We start from the raw sequence: 20,912 nt of genomic DNA, 5'->3' as shown, positions 1-20,912 counted from the left end.
GCGGCCACTAGGATGGGGCCATGTCGAACCCGTCGGCAATCGAGACAGCCCGGCGCACCGTCGCGCCGACCGGGCTGGTTGGCGAGTGGCGAGAGCTGCTCGACCGGCATGCGACGGTGAGTTGCGCACTGGAAAAAGCGCTACAGGGACAGCATCGGATCGGACTCAGCGAGTTCGAGACGCTGGACCGGCTGGTCGACGCCAACTGTGGCGACTATCGAATGAGCGACCTGGCCAACGACATCTACCTGAGCCAGAGCGCGCTCTCGCGCGCGGTGGCCCGGCTGGAACGCGACGGCCTGGTCTCGCGCACCATGTGCCCCGAGGACCGGCGCGCCGTGTTCGTCTGCCTCACCGAGAAGGGCCGCGAGGTCTACCAGCAGGCGCTGCCCACCCACCGTGCGGTGCTGAGCGACACGTGGCCCTCGCCCGGTCGAAAGTGCTGATACCCAGCCGAAACTGCTGAGGCACAACGAACTTCAGACGGTGCAGCTATCGCGCGCCGCTTCGATGCCTTCGCGCGCGTCCACCGCCACCGCACCCAGGCTCGCGAAAGCCCTTCGGTACCGGTCGATGTCGTTGTCCTTGTCCAGGTAGACCGGTCCGGTGAACGCCTCGACGTAGACCACCGGCGGCTCGGGCTGCTCGCCGACGCGCAACTCGGGGAATTCGAGCATGACGAATCGGCCCGAGTCCATGCCCTCGTGGTAGCCGGAATCCGGTGGCACCACCCGGATGCCGACGTTGGGCAGGTCGCACATCTGCCGCAGGTGCGCCAGCTGCCCGGCGGCCACCTCGGCCCCGCCGATGCGGCGCCACAGCACGCTTTCGCTGATCACCGCGTCGAGCTGCAACGGCGCGTCGGCCCGGGTGACCAAGGCCTGCCTGGCCATCCGCAGCTGCACCCGGCGATCGATCTCGCTCGCGGACATATCGGGGCGCGCGGCGGCCAGCATCGCCCGCGTGTACGCCTCGGTCTGCAACAGGCCGGGCACCAGTTCGTTCTCGTAGGTCGACAGCCGGGACGCCGCCTCCTCGAGACCGATGTACACCTCGAAACCCTCGGCGATGACGTCACCGTAGGCGGTCCACCACCCCCGCGCCTTGGTCTCCCGCGCCAAGGCGGTGAGCGGACCGATCAGATCGGACGGCGCGCCGTAGACCTTGCACATCGCCTCGACATCGAGGCTGCGCAAGGAGGTTTGGCCCGTCTCGATCCGCCAGATCTTGGCCTCCGACCATTCCAGCTGCTGAGCCGCCGTCCTGGTGGTCATCCGGGCGCGATTGCGCAGATCACGCAAGTGACGCCCCAGCTGACGCCGGGGCATCGTCGATCCAGTGGTCCCCTGCGGTAAAGCCATAGTTGTTCCCCCCTCGTTGCCGTGCGCCGGTCGCACTGCCGAACCCCTCACGAGTTCGCCATTGGGACCATCCCTACCAGATGCTGTCGTCGGTATACCGGCATCCAAACAGCATTGTTTCACAGCAAAACGGACATAGGTCACGATGGGTGTCACAGCTAGGCCGGTGGCAAAACAACGCCAAATACCCTGTGCCGGGCGAGATTCGACGCGCCTACCTGCGCGAGCCGCCCTTGCGGAAGCGCCAGAACTGCACGGCGCGAACGTCTTCGGAGAGCTGATTGACCGGTTCGGCGACATCGGACAGCGCCTGGAACAAATCGTCGGCCAGCTCGCTGATGTGCTCCACCCTGGTGGCCAACCGGGACGCGTTCACCAGGAATTCCAGCATCAGGCGCACCGCGGCCGCGATGGTCAGCCCCAACGGAATTCCGATCACCGCGGCAAGCACCCCCAGCACCGCGGAGACCCGCCACATGAGTACTGTCAGCGCGATCGGAACGGCGCAGGCGAACACCAGACCGAGGATGTAGGCCAGCGGCAGCAGCGTTCGCGTGGCGGGCCGCCGGAACTGCACATCGAGCAAACCGCGCGCCGCCTCGACGCTCCACTGGCCGAAGGCGCGCGGACTCTCGAACGGCTCAGCCGGTTGCTCCTCCTCGATGACAGCGGCGCGGGAGAACCGGCGGGTCGCTGATTCTTTCCAGGTGATCCACCGCGATTCGGCTTCGTACCCCTCCGGGTCGGGCGGCTCGGTCCCCTTGCCCGCACCGGTGGACTCATCGCTCATGGTCGAAATCCTCCCCGCAATCCCACATCCGAGCCAGCCAGAGAAGTAGCGCAGACCACATCCGTCCCATCATCCTCAGCGGTCTCGCAGGAATGGCACAGCGAAAGGACAGGTCAGCGACTCAAAGTAGCCGGGGGACAACAAAATTTGCGAAGTTCGAGCAACGTCATAGCAATTTGCTTTCAAGGGCACCTGAAAGAGACGTAGCCAACACTGACGAAGAAGTTTCGAAGATCGCGTAACGCTGCGGACAGCTGGCACCGATACGACCCATGAATGCAGGACCCAGATCTACCGGGGAATGGAGAGAACAGTGCGCACCACGTTTCCGACTTCCGTCTCGGCGGCCGCTATGACCGCCGCTGCGCAGGACTACACCCAGCGCGGATGGACGGTCGCAGAAACGGCCAACGGTCTCTGCCTGATCACCGATGACGACCTTTCGGCCATCGAGGTCAGCGGCGAGCTGGCCGGCGAGGTTCGCCGCTTCTTGCGGGCGAACAATCTTTCCGGCCCGGTCATCGAACTGCCCGGCGCGGAGCGTCGCGAGATCCACCTGGTCACCGGCGTCCGCAAGGCCGCCATGGCGCTCGAGGCGCTGACATCCGCGGGTGCCATCGTGCACACCGACGGCGCGACCGTCCCGCTGCCGCCCACCCACCTGCTGGCCGGTTCGGCCTGCTGGGGTGTCGCACCGGGCGAGGCCCGCTGGGTTCCGCCGGTGGTCGCGATCAGCGCCGCCGTCCGGGCCGCGACCGCGCAGAAGCGCGACCAGCTCACCAGCGTCGCCTGCTAGAGGTTTGAACGACGGCCGGGGCAACCCCGGCCATCACGACCGATATCCGATTCGCGTCGACAGCCCCGGCGCTCCGGTATCGGTCGTTCTGCTTCCAGCAGTCGCTCGGTCGATACGAAGGGCGCCGTAGCCGCCCTGGACACCCGCACCACGTCTTCGATGTCCGAAGAAGAGGTAGCGGGTATCGGTCGTTGTAGCTGCCACCCGCGTCGCATATCCCGTGTTCTCTTTTCAGACCGGCCATAGCGCGGGAGGATGTGGCATGGCCTCGATCACGGATTCACGCAACCTGTTGCGCACCTGCCCGCTCTGCGAGGCGGTGTGCGGACTCGAACTCACCCTCGATTCCGATGATCATGTGACCTCGGTTCGCGGCGACAAGCAGGACCCCTTCAGCAAGGGCTTCATCTGCCCCAAGGGGGCGAGCTTCGGCCATCTCGACGAGGACCCCGATCGGGTGACCGAGCCGATGATTCGCGACCGGGCCACCGATACCTGGCGGACCGCCTCGTGGAACGAGGCCTTCGATCTGATCGCGGAACGCTTTCCCGCGGTGGTCGCCGAACACGGAAAACAGGCGGCGGCAGCCTATTTGGGCAACCCGAACGCACACACCGTTGCCGGGGCGCTCTACGTACCTGTGCTGCTGCGCGCATTGAGTACCAAGAACCTTTTCTCGGCGAGTACCGCCGACCAGATGCCCAAGCAGGTGGCCAGCGGGCTGATGTTCGGCGATCCGCTGACGGTGCCGGTCCCGGATCTGGATCGCACCGACTACCTGCTGATGCTCGGCGCGAATCCGCTGGAGTCGAACGGGTCACTGTGTACCGCACCGGATTTCCCCGGGCGGTTGAAGGCGTTGCAGCGCCGCGGCGGCCGGTTCGTAGTGGTGGACCCGCGCGTCACCCGGACCGCGAAGCTGGCCGACGAGCACCTGTTCATCCGGCCGGGCAGCGACGCGTACCTGCTGTTCGGCATCGTGCACACGCTGTTCGCCGAGCAGCTCACCGACCTGCGGGTCGAGGTCGCCGGGCTCGATGAACTGCGCACGGCCGCAGCTGCCTTCAGCCCGGACTCGGTGGCGGTACGCACCGGGGTGCCCGCGGCGACGGTGATCCGCCTCGCCCGCGAGCTCGCGGCCGCGCCGACCGCGGCGGTGTACGCCAGGATCGGCACCTGCACGGCGGAGTTCGGCACCATCACCCAGTGGCTCGTCGATGCGATCAACGCGTTGACCGGCAACCTGGACTCGCCGGGCGGGGCGATGTTCGCCACCGCGGCGGCGGGCGGAATCACGCGCAGCAGGCCGTTCCGGCTCGGCCGCTGGGCCAGCCGGGTGCGGGGCCTGCCCGAGGCGATGGGTGAACTGCCGGTCGCGACGCTGGCCGACGAGATCCTCACCCCGGGCGAGGGTCAGATCCGCGCGCTGGTGACGGTCGCAGGCAACCCGGTGCTCTCCGCGCCGAGCGGTGCCCGGCTCGACGCCGCCTTCGCCCAGCTCGACTTCATGGTCAGCGTGGACCGCTACCGCAACGAAACCACCAGGCACGCCGACGTGATCCTGCCGCCGCCGCGACCGGTGCAGTCGCCGCACTACGACTTCGCCCTGCTGCAGTTCGCGGTGCACAACTACGCCCGTTACTCCCGGCCGTTGGTGCCGCTCGGCGATCGCCCGTCGGAGTCGGGGGTGCTGGCGCGCCTCGCCGCGGCGGTCTCGGGCATGCCGCACGAGGGTGCGGACGGGGTGGACCCGCTCACCGGAGTGGACGAACTGATCATCGCGGGCATGCTGCAGAAAGCCGGAATGGCGGACCGGCGCGGCGAATTGATCGGGGCCGACACCACCGAACAACGCCTCGACCTGATGCTTCGCCTCGGGCCGTACGGCGAATGGAACGGCGGCACGCTGAATCTGCAAGTGCTGCTCGACAATCCGCACGGTATCGACCTCGGGCCGTTGCAGCCGAAGCTGCCCGGCGCGCTGCGCACCGAGTCGAAGATGGTGGAACTCGCCCCGCGGCAGCTGCTCGACGATGTGGCCAGGATGCGGGCCCGGTTGGCCGATACCGCGCCGGACGTGGTGCTGATCGGGCGGCGTCAGCTGCGGTCCAACAACAGCTGGATGCACAACATCGGCCAGCTGGTGAGCGGGTCGAATCGCTGCACGCTGCATATCAATCCGGCCGATGTGGCGCGGCTCGGGCTAGGCGAGCACGCGGTGGTGAAGTCGGCGGCGGGCACGCTGACGGTGCCGCTGGAGCCGACCGAGACGATCATGCCCGGCGTGGTGAGCCTGCCGCACGGCTGGGGCCACACCGACAGCACGCAGACGGTGGCGCGGGCGCACGCGGGCGTCAACGCCAATGTGCTGACCGATGATTCGGTGGTCGACGTGCCGTCGGGCAACGCGGTCTTCAACGGTGTCCCGGTGACCCTGAACCCGGCGTGACGCGCGTCCGGAAATCCTCTCCCGCACGTCGGCCGGCTCGGACGATAATTCCGGCCGGTCGGCTTTTAGCTAAGTTTCGGAATCCCTTGCGCTAACTACGCATTCGGTGCATTCTCAACGTGGATTTCGTAGTTTTGCCAGGCCGAACGGACTTAACATGGACAGGATTTCGGTTTAGTCGCGGGGCTCAACGCCGAACCCTCGCAGGATCCGGATTCCGGCTACCAGAGGGTGACGAAGATGCCCAGTACGCAGTGCGGCAGTGACGGCGAGCACGAGCTACAGGAGCGGTACGGCACACAGGACAGAGCGGCGCGTTTCTACCACGACCAGGTGCTCGAACAGCTCAATCCCACGATGATCGAGTTCATCGGGCGGATGGACATGGCCTTCATCGCCACGGCGGACAAACACGGCGAGTGCGACTCGACCTTCCGGGCAGGCGAACCCGGTTTTCTGCACGTCATCGACGAACGCACGATTGCGTACCCCGAATACCGCGGCAACGGGGTGCTGGCCAGCCTCGGCAACATTCTGGAGAACCCGCACGTAGGCATCCTGCTAATCGATTTCGTGCGCGACCTGATCGGCCTGCACATCAACGGCTCGGCCCGGATCATCCCCGACGCAACCTTGCGCAACGCGGTATCCGGGCTACCGGAGAACCTCAAGGGCCGCACCGCCGAACGCTGGGTGGTGGTCGACATCGAAGAGGCCTACATCCACTGCCGCAAGCACATTCCGCACCTGGTCCCCGCCGACCGCGAACGCCGCGACTGGGGCACCGACAATGTCCGCGCCAAGGGTGGCGACTACTTCGGCGCCAAAGCAGAGAGCGGCGACCGGGTCGAGGTGGCCGCGCTGGTCACCCGCTGATCGAGCCGTCCCGCGGGCCTAGTGGATCTTGAAGATCACCAGGCGCTGCACGACGAAGTTGATCACAGTGGCGGTGCCCTGGGCGACGACGAAGGCCAGCAGCTGACGCCAGACGGCGTCGGGCAGGGCTTCGTAGAGCACCGCGTTGATACCCACCTGGACGGCGAAGGTGACCGCGTAGAGGATCACCACGGCGACGAACCGGGCTCGGCTCGGCGCCGCCTGGAAGGTCCATCGGCGGTTGATCAGGTAGGCCGTGGTGGTGCCCGCGATGAAGCTGAGCGACTTCGCGGCCTCGCGCGGCAGCCCGAGCACGTTGAACAGCAGGCTGTACAGCCCGAAGTCGACGACCGCCGACAGCCCGCCGGTCAGTGTGAACCGGACGATCTGGGTCTTCAGGTCGACGTCGGTACCGCCCGGCTCGTCGACCAGCGGCAGCTCGGCCGGGAGCGGCAGGTGGGGTTCGGCATGCACGCGACGAGCGTAGCGGTCGCCAAAACGATATGTAGATCACTACTCCGGAGTAAGAGACCTCGACCGGATGTCCGGTCATACCTGTAGCCTCTATCCCGATGTCCACGAAAGCTCCGACCGCCACCACGACAACCGGTAACGAGAGCGGCACCACCGTCACAAACGATGGGGCCGACGCCGGGAACGCGTTCGCATTGCCGACGCACACCCGCACGTTGACCGGGTGGGGTCGCACCGCACCAACCTCTTCCGAAGTGCTCTCGACCAGCGATCCAGAACTGATCGCCAAGGCCGTCGCCATGGTCGCCGAGGACAACGACTCGAAGCCACCGCACCTGCGCCGCGGCATCATCGCGCGCGGGCTCGGGCGCTCCTACGGCGACCACGCGCAGAACGCAGGCGGGCTGGTCGTCGATATGACGGCGCTGAACCATATCCACCGGATCGACCGCGATACGCGGATCGTCGACGTGGACGGTGGCGTCAGCCTGGACCAGCTCATGAAGGCGGCGCTGCCGTTCGGGCTCTGGGTTCCAGTGCTGCCGGGCACCCGTCAGGTGACGATCGGCGGCGCCATCGCCTCCGACATCCACGGTAAGAACCATCACAGCGAGGGCAGCTTCGGCAACCACGTGCGCTCGATCGATCTGCTGACCGCCGATGGGCAGGTGCAGCACATCACCCCGAAGCGCAACGCCAAGCTGTTCTGGGCGACCGTCGGCGGCAACGGGCTCACCGGGATCATCCTGCGCGCGACCATCGAGATGACGCCCACCGAAACGGCGTACTTCCTCAATGACGGTGTGAAGACCACCACGCTGGACGAGACCATCGCGGCACACAGCGACGGCAGCGAGGCGAACTACACGTATTCGAGCGCGTGGTTCGACGTGATGAACCCGCTGCCGAAGCTCGGCCGGGCGAACATCACCCGTGGCCGCCTTGCCAAGGTGGACGAACTGCCCAAGCGCAAGCGTGCGAATCCACTGAAATTCGATGCGCCACAGCTGATGACGGTGCCGAACATCTTCCCGAGCTGGACGGCGAACAAGCTCAGCCTAGGTGCGGTGGGCGAGGCGTATTACGCGCTCGGCGGCAACTACACCGGCAAGGTGCAGAACCTGACGCAGTTCTACCACCCGCTCGACATGATCGCCGAGTGGAACCGTGCCTACGGGCCCGCCGGGTTCCTGCAGTACCAGTTCGTGGTTCCGACCGAAGCGGTCGAAGAGTTCAAGCGGATCATCATCGACATCCAGGCGTCGGGTCACTACTCGGCCTTGAATGTGTTCAAGCTGTTCGGCGCGGGAAATCCGTCCCCATTGAGCTTCCCGATGCCGGGTTGGAACATCTGTGTCGACTTCCCGATCCGGCCGGGCCTGAACGAGCTGGTCAGCGAGCTGGACCGGCGGGTGCTGGAGTTCGGCGGCAGGCTGTACACCGCGAAGGACTCGCGAACCACCGCGGAGACGTTCCACCAGATGTACCCGCGGATCGACGAATGGATCAAGATCCGCCGAAGCGTCGATCCCACAGGCGTTTTCATGTCCGATATGGCGAGAAGGCTGGAGCTGCAGTGATCAATGCCGTAGGAAACCCGCAGGCCATCCTGCTGCTCGGCGGGACCTCCGAAATCGGCCTGGCGATCTGCGCGGAATACCTGAAGAAGGGCCCCGCGCGCATCGTGCTCGCCGCGCTGCCCAACGATCCGCTGCGCGACGAGGCGGTCGCGCAGATGAAGGCGGCGGGCGCGAGCCAGGTCGACGTCATCGACTTCGACGCCCTCGACACCGACAGCCACCCGAAGGTGATCGACGCGGCGTGGGACGGCGGCGACGTCGATGTCGCCATCGTCGCGTTCGGGCTGCTCGGCAATGCCGAGGAGCTGTGGCAGGACCAGCGCAAGGCCGTGCAGATCGCCGGAATCAACTACACCGCCGCGGTTTCGGTCGGCGTGCTGATCGGCGAGAAGATGAAGGCGCAGGGCTACGGCCGGATCATCGCCATGTCCTCGGCGGCCGGTGAGCGGGTGCGCCGCTCGAACTTCGTCTACGGCTCGACCAAGGCCGGCCTGGACGGGTTCTACCTCGGCCTCGGCGAGGCGCTGCGGCCGTACGGCCCGCGCGTGCTGGTCATCCGGCCCGGTCAGGTGCGCACCAAGACCACCATCGACGCGTGGGCCTCGGCCGGCGTCAAGGAGGCTCCGCTCACCGTCGACAAGGAAGACGTTGCGGCACTTGCCGTTTCGGCTTCCCAGCGGGGCAAGGACCTGATCTGGGCACCCGGTGCCTTCCGCTACGTGATGATGATCCTGCGCCACATCCCGCGCCCGATCTTCCGCAAGCTGCCCATCTGAGTTTTGCTTCGAGCCGCACCTCGATCCGATCCCGCATCCGGTACGCGGGGCGGCGAGGTGCGGTTTTCGTTTCGCCACGACCGGCACAGGTCGCCGCATCCGAAGCCGGACCTGGCAGCATGATCGCCGATCCCCCGCACGCTCTCGAACCGAGACCATGCGGCGCCGACGCGAATGCTCAGCCCGAGTGAACCCGGAGATGCCATGCGAGTAATCCGAGAAGGCCGCACCGGCACGGCGTGCCTGCCGCACGTCGAGGCCGCCGGAGTGGGCCGATGACGGCCACGGTCGCCGAGCGGGGCGAAGCACCCGCTCCCATCGGCGGGCGAGGTGCGTTGCTGCTCAGGCACATCGGGTCCGGCGTCGGTGAGGCGATGCTGGCAGCGCTGGTCGCCATCGCGGTGACCGCGGTGGGGCTCGTGGCGTTCTCGATGGTGCAGTGGCCCGCGTTCAACTCCTCCAACGTGACTCGGGCACTGACAACGGTGGGACAGGTCGTCGCCGCGGTCTTCGTGGTCGCGGCGATCGCGCTGGTTCGCCACGGACAGCGCGCGGGCAAGTGGTTCACGCGGCCGTGGGTCGCGAAACTGCTTTCTTGGGTGGGCATTTCGACGTTTGTCACATTCACCCTCGGCATGCCGTTGGCCGCGACCAAGCTGTACCTGTTGGGTGTCTCGGTGGATCAGGAGTTTCGTACCGAATACCTGACCCGCCTCACCGATACGGCCGCGCTGCACGACATGACCTATGCGGATCTGCCGCCGTTCTATCCGGCGGGCTGGTTCTGGATCGGCGGGCGCGTCGCGAACGTGCTCGGGATGGACGGCTGGGAGGCGTTCAAGCCGTATGCGATCGGGTCGATCGCAGTGGCGGCCGTGATCTCGCTCGTGCTGTGGTCCAAGCTGATTCGCGCGGACTGGGCGATCGCGGTCACGGCGGCGGTCACCGCACTCGCGGTGGCATACGCCGCGCCGGAGGCGTACAGCTCGGTGATCGTCATCCTGTTGCCGCCCGCGCTCGTCCTCGCGTGGGGCGCGCTGCACCGGCCGGAGGAACCGACCGCGCGCGGCACCGCCGGCGGCTGGGGCGCGGTGGTCGGCACCGGGCTCTTCCTCGGTGTGGCGGCGAGCTTCTACACGCTGTACTTCGGCGTCGCGGCTTTCGCCGTCGGGCTGATGGGTTTGGTGGCGGCGTGGCTCGCGGTGCGGGAACGACGGCTCGCCGGTCATCCCCGGCGGGCTCGTACCGCCGAAGGCGCGGTTCGTCCGGTGTGGCGGGCAGCCGTCCCGCCGCTGGTACGACTGGTGGTAATCGCCGCGATCGCCGCGGTGGTCGCGTTGATCGTGTGGCTGCCGATCCTGTTGAAGGCGCTGGACGGGGTGCCGACGAGGTCCGGTTCGGCGTTCCACTACCTGCCGGAGGGCGGTGCCGAGCTGGCGTTCCCGATGGCGGAGTTCTCCTTGCGCGGCGCGCTGTGCCTGGTCGGGTTGATCTGGCTGGTGGTACGCGCGGCCTCGTCGCGACGGGCGCAGGCGCTCGGCATCGGTGTGCTGGCGATCTACCTGTGGACGCTGCTGTCGATGACCGCCACCGCGGCAGGCACCACGCTGCTGTCGTTCCGGCTGGAGCCGGTCCTGCTGGTACTGCTCGGGGCGGCGGGCGCGTTCGGCTTCATCGAGGGTGCCAGGGCCGTCTACCAGGCGATCGGCGAGCCGAGCCGGTTCCGGCTCGCGGCGGTGGCCGTCGCCATCGTCGGCGCGCTCGCGTTCACTCAGAACATCCCGCACATTCTGGCGCCGGAGATCACCACCGCGTACACCGACACCGACGGTAACGGCGAACGTGCGGATCAACGACCGCCCTCAGCCGTCGCGCACTACCAGGCGGTGGACGCGACGCTCACCGCGCAGACCGGCCGCCCGCGCTCGGAGACGGTGGTCCTCACCGCCGACACCAGCTTCCTGTCCTTCTACCCGTACTACGGCTTCCAGGCACTCACCTCGCACTACGCCAACCCGCTCGCCGATTTCGCCGGCCGGGCCGCGACCATCGAGGGCTGGAGCAAGCTGAAGTCCTCCGGTGCGCTGCTGGACGCCCTGGCCGCCTGCCCGTGGCGGGCTCCGGATGCCTTTTTGTTCCGGCGCGGTGATGACGCCTACACCTTGCGCCTCGCCAAGGACGTCTACCCGAACGATCCCAACGTCGAGCGCTACACCGTCAGCTTCCCCAAGGAACTCTTCGCCGACCCGCGCTTCACGACCACCGACATCGGCCCGTTCGCCCTGGTCACTCTCCGTCGATAGCGCAACTCCGCGCGGAACATCGCAGAAGCGCGTCGCTACCTGCGCGTCCGCGATGTTCCGTGCGCCCGTCAGCCCCCGTTGCCAGGCACAACACAGCCTGTTCGGTTACCGTGGGCGGCTGAGTTAGAGCTAGCTAGTAGGAGAAGTTTGCAGGTGGTACGGGTAGAGCAGGTCGATCTGGGCAGTCTGGACGGGTCGGCGGTCGGGGTCGCGGATAGGAAATCCAACGCGACCGGAGTGCTCACGAAGGGCCCGTCGGCTCCGGTTCGGAGGCGAAGACTCCCCCGCATCCGGGTCAATCGGTTCGACCTGATCGCCGGACTCGGCTACCTCGCGCTGGCCGTCCTGGTCCTGTCCGGGCAGTGGCGCAATACGCAGAGCGGGTACCTGATCAAGAGCGGTCAGGACCAGACGATGTGGGAGTGGTTCTTCGCGGTCACCGCGCACTCGGTGGCGAATCTGGAGAACCCGCTCGGCACGAACCTGCAGAACTTCCCCGCCGGGGTGAACATGATGGCCAACACGGCCATGTTCGGGGTCGGGGTGCCGTTCACGCCGATCACCCTGCTGTTCGGGCCGACGGTGACGTTCGTGCTCGTGCTCACCCTCGGCCTGGCCGCCACCGCGCTCGGCTGGTACTGGCTGTTCTCCAGGGAGCTCGTCGAATCGAAGTTCGCGGCGAGCATCGGCGGCCTGTTCTGCGGCTTCGCGCCCGCGATGATCTCGCATGCCAACGCCCACCCCAATTTCGTTGTGCTGGTGCTTCTTCCGGTCATCGCCGGTCACCTGATCCGGATGGCGCGGCGGGCCGGTGCGGCGGGGGCGCGCAGCCGGATCCGGGATGCCGTCGTGCTCGGACTGCTCGTCGCCATGCAGATCGCGCTCGGCGAGGAGCCGCTGCTGATCTTCGCGCTGTCGTTCGGGCTGTTCGCGGTCGTGTACTACCTGCACGCGCCGCGGCTGGGGCTGCGCGCGCTGCGCCGGATCACCCCAACGGTACTGCTCGCGGCGGTGATCACCCTGATGCTCACCGTGATACCGCTGTGGTGGCAGTTCTTCGGGCCGCAGAGTTACCGCTCGATCGATCACGGGCCGATGGGCAACGACCTGAAGGCGATCGTGCAGTTCCCGTCCGAATCGCTGGGCGGAATGTTCTCGCCGGGTCAATATGTGGCAATCAACGAAACCGAGCAGAACGCCTACTTCGGCTGGCCGCTACTGCTGCTCGTCGCCGCCACCGCCGCGCTGCTGTGGCGTGATCGCCTGGTGCGTGCCGCGGGCGCGGTGATCGCGGTGTTCGGCGTGCTGTCACTGGGTGCGGTCGCCATGCTCGGCAAGCGGAGCACCGGCGTCGAATTGCCGTGGCGCTGGGCGGAAAAGGTCCCGCTGCTCAACACGGTGCTGGAGTCCCGGCTGACCATGGCGGCGATTCCCGCCATCGCGGTGATCCTCGCGCTGGCGACCGATCGGGCGGTCCGGGCCTGGCGCGAGTCGCCGGTCGACTGGCGACCGCTGGCCTGGTTCGGCACGCTCGCGTGTGCGCTGCTGCCGCTGGTGCCGACGGTGCTGCCCGTGATCGAGCGCGCGCCGACGCCGGAGTTCTTCGCCGACGGCGCGGTGCGCGAGTACGTCCGCGACGGGTCGGTGGTCATGGTGCCGCCGCCGCGCCCGGCCGATGCGCGGGCGTTGCGCTGGCAGGCCGACGCGGGCTTCGACTTCCCGCTGGCCGGCGGGTACTTCGTCGGACCGACCGGGACGCAGAAGAAAGGCATCTACGGTCCGGAGATGCGCCCGACCACCGCGTTGCTGGTGCAGGCGCAGGACACCGGGGTGGTGCCGCCGATCGGCGACGAGGAACGCGCGCAGCTGCTGAACGACCTGAACTTCTGGCGGGCCGACGTGCTGGTGCTGCCCGCGACCGCGAACGGCGACACGCTGTCCGCCACCGTGACGCGGCTGCTCGGCTTCGGGCCGACCCGGGTGGACGACGTGTGGGTTTGGAACGTTCGCGCGCTGCGGTGAGCGCCGGTAACAGTGGTGATCACCGGGTCCGGCCCATCGGGTAGCTAGCATCAACCCCCGTGCGACCGGACCGATCAACTCGAGCGTTCACCCGTTACCGCCTGATCGCCCTCGTCTCCGGGTTCCTGGGATTCGTGCTGGCGCTGCTGACACCGCTGTTGCCGGTGCGGCAGGACCAGGCCACGCTGGACTGGCCACAGGCCGGACTCAGCAGTGTCGAGGCGCCGCTGGTGTCGTATCAGCCGCTGCGGCTGACCACGACGCTGCCGTGCTCGGTCATCCAGGCGGTGGGCACGGGCACGGTGGTGTCCACCGTGCCGGTCGCCTCGGGCCAGGCCGCGAGCAAGGGACTGGTCGTCTCGGTCGCCGACGACACGCTCTCGGTGGTGCTGCGCGACGTTCCGCTGCTGTCCGCGCCGGTCGCCGAGATCACCGCGGCGGGCTGCACGGCACTCACCGTCGACTCGACCGCCGCCGCGACGACCACCGAGATCACCGGCGCGTCCCGGCAGGACGGAACGCCCTTCCGTAACACCGTGACTCGGGACATCCGCCCGCAGGTGGTCGGGGCGTTCACCGATCTGGCGGCCGGTCGGTTGGATGGTGCGCGGTTGCACGCCGACATCGACTCCCGGTTCTCCTCGTCGCCGTCGGTGCTGAAGCTGGCCGCGATCATCGCGGCCGTGCTGTGCACGCTCATCGCACTGATCGCACTGCACCTGCTGGACACCAGTGACCGGCGCCGGGCCCGCCGGTTCCTGCCCGCGCACTGGTGGCGGTTCACCGCGACCGACGGCGTGGTGCTCGGCACGCTCGGGCTGTGGCACTTCATCGGCGCCAACACCTCCGACGACGGCTACATCCTGAACATGGCGCGGGCCTCCGGGCACGCCGGGTACATGGCGAACTACTATCGCTGGTTCGCGGTGCCCGAGGCGCCGTTCGGCTGGTCGTACGAGGTGCTCGCCTGGATGACCCGGATTTCGGATGCCAGTCCGTGGATGCGGCTGCCCGCCGTGCTCGCGGGTGTGGTCTGCTGGCTGGTGATCAGCCGGGAGGTGTTGCCGCGCCTGGGTGCTCGGGTGCGGCGGAACAAGGTCGCGCTGTGGACCGCCGGGTTGGTGTTCCTCGCCTTCTGGCTGCCCTATGACAACGGGCTGCGGCCGGAGCCGCTGATCGCGGCGGGTGCGCTGCTCACCTGGTGCTCGATCGAACGGGCCATTGCCACCGGGCGGCTGCTGCCCGCGGCGGTCGCGGTGTTGATCGCTGGGTTCTCACTGGCCGCCGGGCCGACCGGGCTCATCTGCATCGCGGCGTTGATCGCGGGATCGCGGCCGGTGTTGCAGATCATCATCAAGCGGGCGCGCGGGGTGGTGCCTGCGGTAGGCGGTGGAGTGGCCGAAAGCCCAACCGGGGCAATGGGGCTCGGTACCGAAGGTGGCTCCTACGCAAGTTCGGAGACTGCGCCCGCGGGTGCGGGGACGGTAGCGGCCGAGAACCACAGCCAGACAACGACGTCCGGGGCACACGAGCCCCAGCGCCGTCCCTCCTGGGCGACAACGGTTTTCCGCTACCTCGCACTGCTCGCACCGGGCCTGTCCGCCGGAACCCTCGTGCTGGTGGTGGTTTTCGCCGATCAGACCCTCTCCACCGTGCTGGAAGCCACCCGGGTGCGCACCATCGTCGGCCCGAACGTGGCCTGGTTCGACGAACGTACACGGTGGGATTCGCTGTTGATGCTGTCCCCGGACGGATCGCTGGCGCGGCGGTTCGGTGTGCTGGTCATGCTGCTGTGCCTGCTGGTCTGCGTGCTGCAGGTGCTGCGCAAGGGTCGCATCCCCGGCACCTCGCGCGGGCCGTCGGTGCGGATCCTCGGCATCGTGTTCGCGTCGCTGGTCCTGATGATGTTCACGCCGACCAAGTGGACGCACCACTTCGGTGTGTACGCCGGCCTGGCCGGATCGCTGGCCGCGCTCGCGGCAGTAGCGGTGGGCAGCGAGGGAATTCGCTCGCCGCGCAACCGGGCGCTGTTCGCGGCGGCGGTGCTCTTCCTGCTCGCGATCACCTTCACCGGGTCGAACGGCTGGTGGTATGTGTCCAGCTACGGGGTGCCGTGGTGGGACAAGGCGCCACTGTTCGCGGGCAAGGGCTTCTCCACGCTGTTCCTGGGGCTCAGCGGGGTCGCGCTGGTGGTCGCAGTCTGGCTGCATTATCGAGAGCCGTACCGTCAGGCCCGCACGGCACCAAAGCGATTCGATCGATTCGCGACCGCTCCGCTGACCATCGCCGCGGCGATGCTGGTGTTGTTCGAGGTGATGTCGCTGGCGAAAGCGGCGGTCGCGCAGTACCCCGCGTACTCGGTCGCCAAGTCGAATCTCCAGTCGTTGAAGGGCGATCCGTGCGCGCTGGCCAACGAGGTGCTGGTGGAGACGGACACCGCCAACTCGCTGCTGCTCCCCTACTCTGGTTCGCCCGCCGACGGATTGGCCGCTGAAACAAAGGGATTCACGCCCAACGGTGTCGCGAGCGACCTGACCGCCGATGCGGACGAAACCGTGGCCGGTGGCGCGAACTCGGTGAACTCCGACGCCAAGAACAAAACAACCAAGACCACCGGCGCGGGCACCGGAGGCGGCACCACCACGCAGACCGGCATCAACGGCAGCACGGTCGCCTTGCCATTCGGCCTCGACCCGGCGACCACGCCGATCATGGGCAGCTACCAGGAGGACGAGCAGCAGCAGGCTTCGCTGACCTCCCAGTGGTACCGCCTCGACCTGGCCGACAGCATGCGCCACGACCCCGCCTACCAGGTGCTCGCGATCACCGCGGCGGGCCGGATCAGGCATGTCGACGCCGACGGTGTGGTCACCTACGGGCAGGAACTGCATCTCGAGTACGGCGTGCACGAGGCGGACGGCTCGGTGCGCAAGCTCGGCACGGTCGATCCGATCGACATCGGGCCCGCGCCGTCCTGGCGCAACCTGCGGGTGCCGTTGGACCAGCTGCCGATCGAAGCGAACGCAGTACGGCTGGTCGCGGTGGACAACGACATCACGCCGAAGCAGTGGCTCGCCGTCACCCCGCCCCGGCTGCCCAAGCTCGCTCCGCTGAATACCGTTGTCGGCTCGCAAGATCCGGTGCTACTCGACTGGCACGTCGGGCTCGCCTTCCCGTGCCAGCGTCCGTTCAACCATCGCGACGGTGTCGCCGAGGTGCCGAACTGGCGCATCCTGCCCGACCGGGTCGGCTCCGACGCGTCCAACGCCTGGCAGGACGACATCGGCGGCGGGCCGCTCGGCTGGACCGGGCTGCTGCTGAAGTCGGAGACCATCCCCAGCTATCTCGACCACGACTGGTCGCGCGACTGGGGGTCGCTGGAAAAGTTCACCCCCTACGACCCGCAGGCCGAACCGGCGCGGATCGGCGTCACCGTCGAGACCCGCACCGGTCTGGCCAAGGATGATCCGATCCGGGTTCGCTAGGCGGCAGCTGCGCGCGACACCGAACCAGCCGGTTCGGTGTTGCGCCGGCGCAAAGATGTCGTAAACAGACCGGTTGGAAGCCTATTTCGCCGCACGATCGCAGGACGAAACCCACATAAATCCGTAATCTGTGCAGTATGACGTCGACCTTCGACCACATGGATCTGCGCGATCTCGTTGGTCTCCTCACCGCAGAAGAACAGCGCGAACTGCGACCCGCAGTCCTGCGCGTACTCGACCGCCTCCCCGCCCAGGAGGTCCTCCGCCGCGAACTCGGTCTGCGTATGACCAAGGTCTGAGCAACCCCCCGGCCACAGAACCGGCGCGAAGCGATCCATACCGCGCAATCCACGGTATGTCGATGCCGCGCAACACAATCGGAGTCCCGACCCCCAAGGTTTGTCTCCCGGGCCGACTGCGCCCTGACCGAACTGCGACACAGTCTCGAATCGGTCATCCCGTCTCGCCCTGCACGACGTCGCCCGAATCCCACTTCCCCTACGACAGTCATCGGCCATAGCCGACAAACGAACACAGGCCCGTCGAGGCCGGCTGGAGTGCCGGTGCGACGGGCCTGTGGTGTTGTCGGGGTGGTTAGAACACCCGGAGGTTGCCTGGGGACCAGAGGCCGGAGCGGGTGGCCGTGCCGGTTTCCAGGCGGGCGGGGGTGGCGGTGCGGTCGTACTGGTCGTAGCGCTCCAGGGAGCCCCAGTCGCGGGCCCAGTCGTCCTTGAGGTAGGTGGGGATGGTGACGGAGGTCGCGAGCATTTGGGAGAAGCCGAGGAGGCCGCCGAACTCCTGGGCTTGCCAGGTGTTGGTGGAGGTGGTTGCCAGCGGCCGATCAGGGAGGATGCGGTAGCCGGGGACCTCTGCGACGCCGTTCTTGTGGTAGAGCGGGCGCTGGCAGGGGAACTGGAGACCGACGGCCCAGTCCTCGAGCACGGGCTGATCGGGGCCGAGGAAGGTGTTGAGCGACTGCAACTTCGGCATCCGCGGCGGAGTGAACGCCAGCCACTGGTCACCGATCAGGATCGGGTCGTTGGCGACGATCCGCACCGCGTCGGCCTCGGGCGCGATCTCGGCGAGCGGGACGCGCAGGTTACGCCAGGACGGGGCCGGGCCGATATCGCGCGGCAGGTAGGTGCCGAGCTTCGCAACGCTGCCGTCCGGCTGCCGCTTGCCGTAGTCGAGGGTGAGCGACTGGCCGTACTCGGTGTCGCCGGTGTCGTCGACCGACAGGACGCGACCGGCCGCGGAGATCACCACGAGCGGGCTGTCCGCCGAGCGCGGGGCGAGCCCGTACCAGCTCGACGTGAGATGCGCGGGCTGCTGCACATTGTCCTGGTAGCTGCCCAGGACCGGCGTGGTGGCCGGGTCCAGCCCGAACGGCAGCGCCACGGTGCTGCCGTTGACGCCGCGCGCGCCCTGACCACCGCCGGTGCCCGCGCTCTGCCCATCGGCGAACGCGGCGCCGACGGACTGCTTCGAGGTGTTGCCGGTACCCGGCTTCACCTCCACGCTGTCGGCGGACAGGTCGTTGGGCACCCCGTTGGGAGCGAAGCCGACCGCGTCGACGCCGGCCAGCGGATCGTTCGGATCGGTGAGCGGGTTCGCCGGATCGATGATCGGCGCCAGCGCGCCGCCGTTCGGATCCGATTCCACCAGAACGTCATTGGCGAGACCGCAGCTGCTACCGCGCAGCGCGTCGAAGTTCGAGCGGGCCAGCGAGTAAGCCGGGTACTGCGCGACCGCGCCCTTGACCAGCGACATCGCCTCGAGCAACACCATCAGCGCGGCGACCACGGTCAGCGGGATCGCGGCGAACTTGCGAATTCGTTTGCCGCGCGCGGACTTCGGTGAGGCCTCCGGTTTGGCGTAACCCTCGCGCAGCGAGTGCCAGGCCACCAATGCGAGCGCGAGACCGAACAAACCGAGCATCAGAGTGTTCGACTGGTAGCCGTGCAGCGAGATTCGCTTGTCGAACCACGGCACCCCGAAGCTGGACACATACCAGTAGCCGTTGATGCCGGAGAACGCGAGCGCGAGCACGAACAACAGGCCCGCCAGGAAGATCGCGCGATTCTTGCGCGCGCGCAACGCCGACGCCGAGACGGCGACCGCGGTCACCGCGGCCAGCGAACCGGCGATACCCGCGTACGCGCCGAAGTGGTGCGTCCACTTGGTCGGGTTGAACATCATGAAGAAGACGGTGCCGAAGACGACGCCCATCAACCGCCAGGTCGGCCCGCTCGCGATGCCGGGAACCTGCCTGCGCCGCAACAACACCAGCATGGTGGTGAACAGGCACAGCAGCATCACCAGGAACGCGAACCGGCGGGCCAGCGAACCGTCGACGGTCTCCACGAACAGGTAGTAGTAGCGCAGGTAGTCCTCGTACCAGGCCAGGTTCGGCCCCTTGACCTGACGCACCCGGTTGGCCTCTTGGATACCCGAGAAGGTCTGGTCGCTGTACACCACGATCAGCACCAGCAACCCGGCCGCGGCGATCGGGGCGAGCAGCGGCAGCGTCGACCACCACTTGGCTCCGGCCGAGCCGAACTGCCTGCGCCTGCGCACCACGATCCGCACCAGCGGGCGCACACCGGCGAGCAACGCCGCCACACACATCAATCCGGTCGGCGCGGCCGCGAGCGTGAACGCCGCGACCAAGACCGCGACACCGGCGGGCAACAGCCGCCCGGTCGCGATGGCCCGCTCGATCGACACCCAGGTCAGCAGCGCACCGAGCGCGACGATCGGCTCCGAGCGCAGGCCGTTGTCGAACGGCATCCAGAACGCGAGGAACACCAGACCACCGGTCCACAGTGCGACCTTGCTGTTGCGCACCCCGCGCCCGAGCCGGGGCACCACCTCGCGGCTGATCACCATCCAGCAGAGGATGGCGCATGCCAGCGCGGGCAACCGCACCCACGGGCTGGCGGTGGAGATCTCCGAGAAGACCTGGATCACGTAGTAGTACCAGCCGAACGGCGCCTCCGGCACGCCGTACCAGCGGAAGTAGTTGGCCATGTAGCCCGCGTGCGGCGCGACCCGCACCATGCTCAGGATGTAACCGTCGTCGGAGGTGTTGGCGCCCACGAAATGCCACGCCAGCAGCGTGCCGACCACCGCGCCGTCGGTCCAGGTCGGCTTCAGCCAGTTGGCCGGCAGGAACCGGCGGTGCCCGCGCCCGTCGCTGCCGTCGAGCCGAGCCAGCGCCGCGAGCGCAACCAGGGTGCACAACACCGCCGCGATCATCGCGATCAGTTTGATCACGGTCGGGCTGGTGCTGAACCGGGTGTCCACCGTCATGTGGAAGTCGAGTCCGGCGGGCGCCGCGCCCTTCAGATCGGAGAAGACGCCGACCACCTGCGGCCGCAGGTCACCGTTCAGCGCGCCCTCGACCGGCACCTCGACCTGCTGCTCGGTCCCGGGCGCCGCACCCTCGACCGGCTTGGTGACGGTGGTGGTCAGGCCGGTGAACACCGCGTGCGTGCGCTTGTGGTCGGAGGTGAACTCGAGCGCCGAGCACCGCTCCATGTCCGCGCGCGGCGCCGACACCACGACGGCGTTGCGGTCGACCACGTCCACCGAGGTGTCCGACACTCGAATGAACATGGCCTCCAGCGCGGCCTTGTGGCCCTGCGGCGGCGCGGTGGCCAGCAGCATGCCGCCTTTCTCCGGTAGCTGCGCGACCGCGCTACACGGAATGGTGGCGCGCAGGTCGATCGGGACCTGAGACATCAAGGGGGCCTGCACATTGCCGAGCGTCGCGCCCTGCGGCCAGTTCAGTTCCGCGGTGGTCTGGGTGACCGGCAGGAACGGGGTGGCCAAGGCGAACAGCGCACCGAGCAATCCGGCGACCAGCGCGATTATTCGCGCGGTGCGGAAATCGGCCGTGGAGGCCGCTGGCACGGCAGGCGGTTTCGTCAGGACAGCAGTAGCGGCGTCGGGCACGATTGGCAATGCTAGCTCCCCTGCCCTCCCGCGTCTTCAGGCC

At 67.8% G+C, this 20,912-nt stretch carries 14 protein-coding genes; 10 read left to right on the top strand and 4 right to left on the bottom strand.

Features of this window, described 5'->3' with window-relative positions; translation table 11 throughout:
- Positions 1-20 precede the first annotated feature (20 nt).
- Complete coding sequence (locus NN4_RS23865; RefSeq protein ID WP_135234286.1) at positions 21-446, top strand: MarR family winged helix-turn-helix transcriptional regulator; 426 nt, start codon at positions 21-23, stop codon at positions 444-446.
- 33 nt (positions 447-479) lie between these two features.
- Here NN4_RS23865 and NN4_RS23860 read toward each other — a convergent pair whose 3' ends face one another.
- Both NN4_RS23860 and NN4_RS23855 read right to left on the bottom strand, forming a co-directional pair.
- Positions 480-1,328: a helix-turn-helix domain-containing protein gene (locus NN4_RS23860; RefSeq protein WP_281289399.1), complete on the bottom strand. Its 849-nt coding sequence runs from the start codon at positions 1,326-1,328 to the stop codon at positions 480-482.
- 247 nt (positions 1,329-1,575) lie between these two features.
- Complete coding sequence (locus NN4_RS23855; RefSeq protein WP_147135475.1) at positions 1,576-2,151, bottom strand: DUF4282 domain-containing protein; 576 nt, start codon at positions 2,149-2,151, stop codon at positions 1,576-1,578.
- 313 nt (positions 2,152-2,464) lie between these two features.
- On the opposite strand from NN4_RS23855, the gene NN4_RS23850 reads away from it, so the two are divergent.
- The 3 genes from NN4_RS23850 to NN4_RS23840 all read left to right on the top strand — a co-directional run bounded on the left by NN4_RS23850 (position 2,465) and on the right by NN4_RS23840 (position 6,272).
- Positions 2,465-2,947 carry a hypothetical protein gene (locus NN4_RS23850; RefSeq protein WP_147135471.1) on the top strand — a complete coding sequence of 161 codons (483 nt, stop codon included), beginning with the start codon at positions 2,465-2,467 and terminating at the stop codon, positions 2,945-2,947.
- A gap of 262 nt (positions 2,948-3,209) precedes the next feature.
- Complete coding sequence (locus tag NN4_RS23845) at positions 3,210-5,396, top strand: molybdopterin-dependent oxidoreductase (protein ID WP_147135468.1); 2,187 nt, start codon at positions 3,210-3,212, stop codon at positions 5,394-5,396.
- Between the two features lie 240 nt (positions 5,397-5,636).
- Entirely contained in the window at positions 5,637-6,272 is a 636-nt protein-coding gene (locus NN4_RS23840; protein WP_147135464.1) for a pyridoxamine 5'-phosphate oxidase family protein, read from the top strand.
- Positions 6,273-6,290: 18 nt separating this feature from the next.
- Here NN4_RS23840 and NN4_RS23835 read toward each other — a convergent pair whose 3' ends face one another.
- Positions 6,291-6,746 carry a GtrA family protein gene (locus NN4_RS23835; RefSeq protein WP_147135459.1) on the bottom strand — a complete coding sequence of 152 codons (456 nt, stop codon included), beginning with the start codon at positions 6,744-6,746 and terminating at the stop codon, positions 6,291-6,293.
- A gap of 98 nt (positions 6,747-6,844) precedes the next feature.
- Here NN4_RS23835 and dprE1 point away from each other — a divergent pair, with 98 nt between their 5' ends.
- The 6 genes from dprE1 to NN4_RS45140 all read left to right on the top strand — a co-directional run bounded on the left by dprE1 (position 6,845) and on the right by NN4_RS45140 (position 17,211).
- Positions 6,845-8,326, top strand: coding sequence for a decaprenylphosphoryl-beta-D-ribose oxidase (gene dprE1, locus NN4_RS23830; RefSeq protein WP_371865691.1), 1,482 nt, complete (start codon positions 6,845-6,847; stop codon positions 8,324-8,326).
- A complete protein-coding gene (gene dprE2, locus NN4_RS23825; protein ID WP_246181041.1) occupies positions 8,323-9,102 on the top strand; it encodes a decaprenylphospho-beta-D-erythro-pentofuranosid-2-ulose 2-reductase in 780 nt (259 codons plus the stop codon). The genes dprE1 and dprE2 overlap by 4 nt, the downstream gene beginning before the upstream one ends.
- Positions 9,103-9,476: 374 nt before the next feature.
- Positions 9,477-11,405, top strand: coding sequence for a galactan 5-O-arabinofuranosyltransferase (locus tag NN4_RS23820; RefSeq protein WP_246181050.1), 1,929 nt, complete (start codon positions 9,477-9,479; stop codon positions 11,403-11,405).
- Between the two features lie 153 nt (positions 11,406-11,558).
- Positions 11,559-13,427: a glycosyl transferase gene (locus NN4_RS23815; RefSeq protein ID WP_147135450.1), complete on the top strand. Its 1,869-nt coding sequence runs from the start codon at positions 11,559-11,561 to the stop codon at positions 13,425-13,427.
- 59 nt (positions 13,428-13,486) lie between these two features.
- A complete protein-coding gene (locus NN4_RS23810) occupies positions 13,487-16,912 on the top strand; it encodes an arabinosyltransferase domain-containing protein (protein WP_147135447.1) in 3,426 nt (1,141 codons plus the stop codon).
- Between the two features lie 137 nt (positions 16,913-17,049).
- Positions 17,050-17,211 (top strand): hypothetical protein, encoded by a 162-nt coding sequence (locus tag NN4_RS45140; protein WP_167768902.1) that lies wholly within the window; start codon positions 17,050-17,052, stop codon positions 17,209-17,211.
- 295 nt (positions 17,212-17,506) lie between these two features.
- Here the strand turns inward: NN4_RS45140 and NN4_RS23805 are convergent, their stop codons facing one another.
- Positions 17,507-20,869, bottom strand: coding sequence for an arabinosyltransferase domain-containing protein (locus tag NN4_RS23805; protein ID WP_147135445.1), 3,363 nt, complete (start codon positions 20,867-20,869; stop codon positions 17,507-17,509).
- Positions 20,870-20,912 lie beyond the last annotated feature (43 nt).

This window comes from Nocardia ninae NBRC 108245, assembly GCF_007990755.1.
In the GTDB taxonomy this organism is placed as follows: Bacteria; Actinomycetota; Actinomycetes; order Mycobacteriales; family Mycobacteriaceae; genus Nocardia; species Nocardia ninae.
This window is presented reverse-complemented; position numbering and strand designations above follow the sequence as displayed.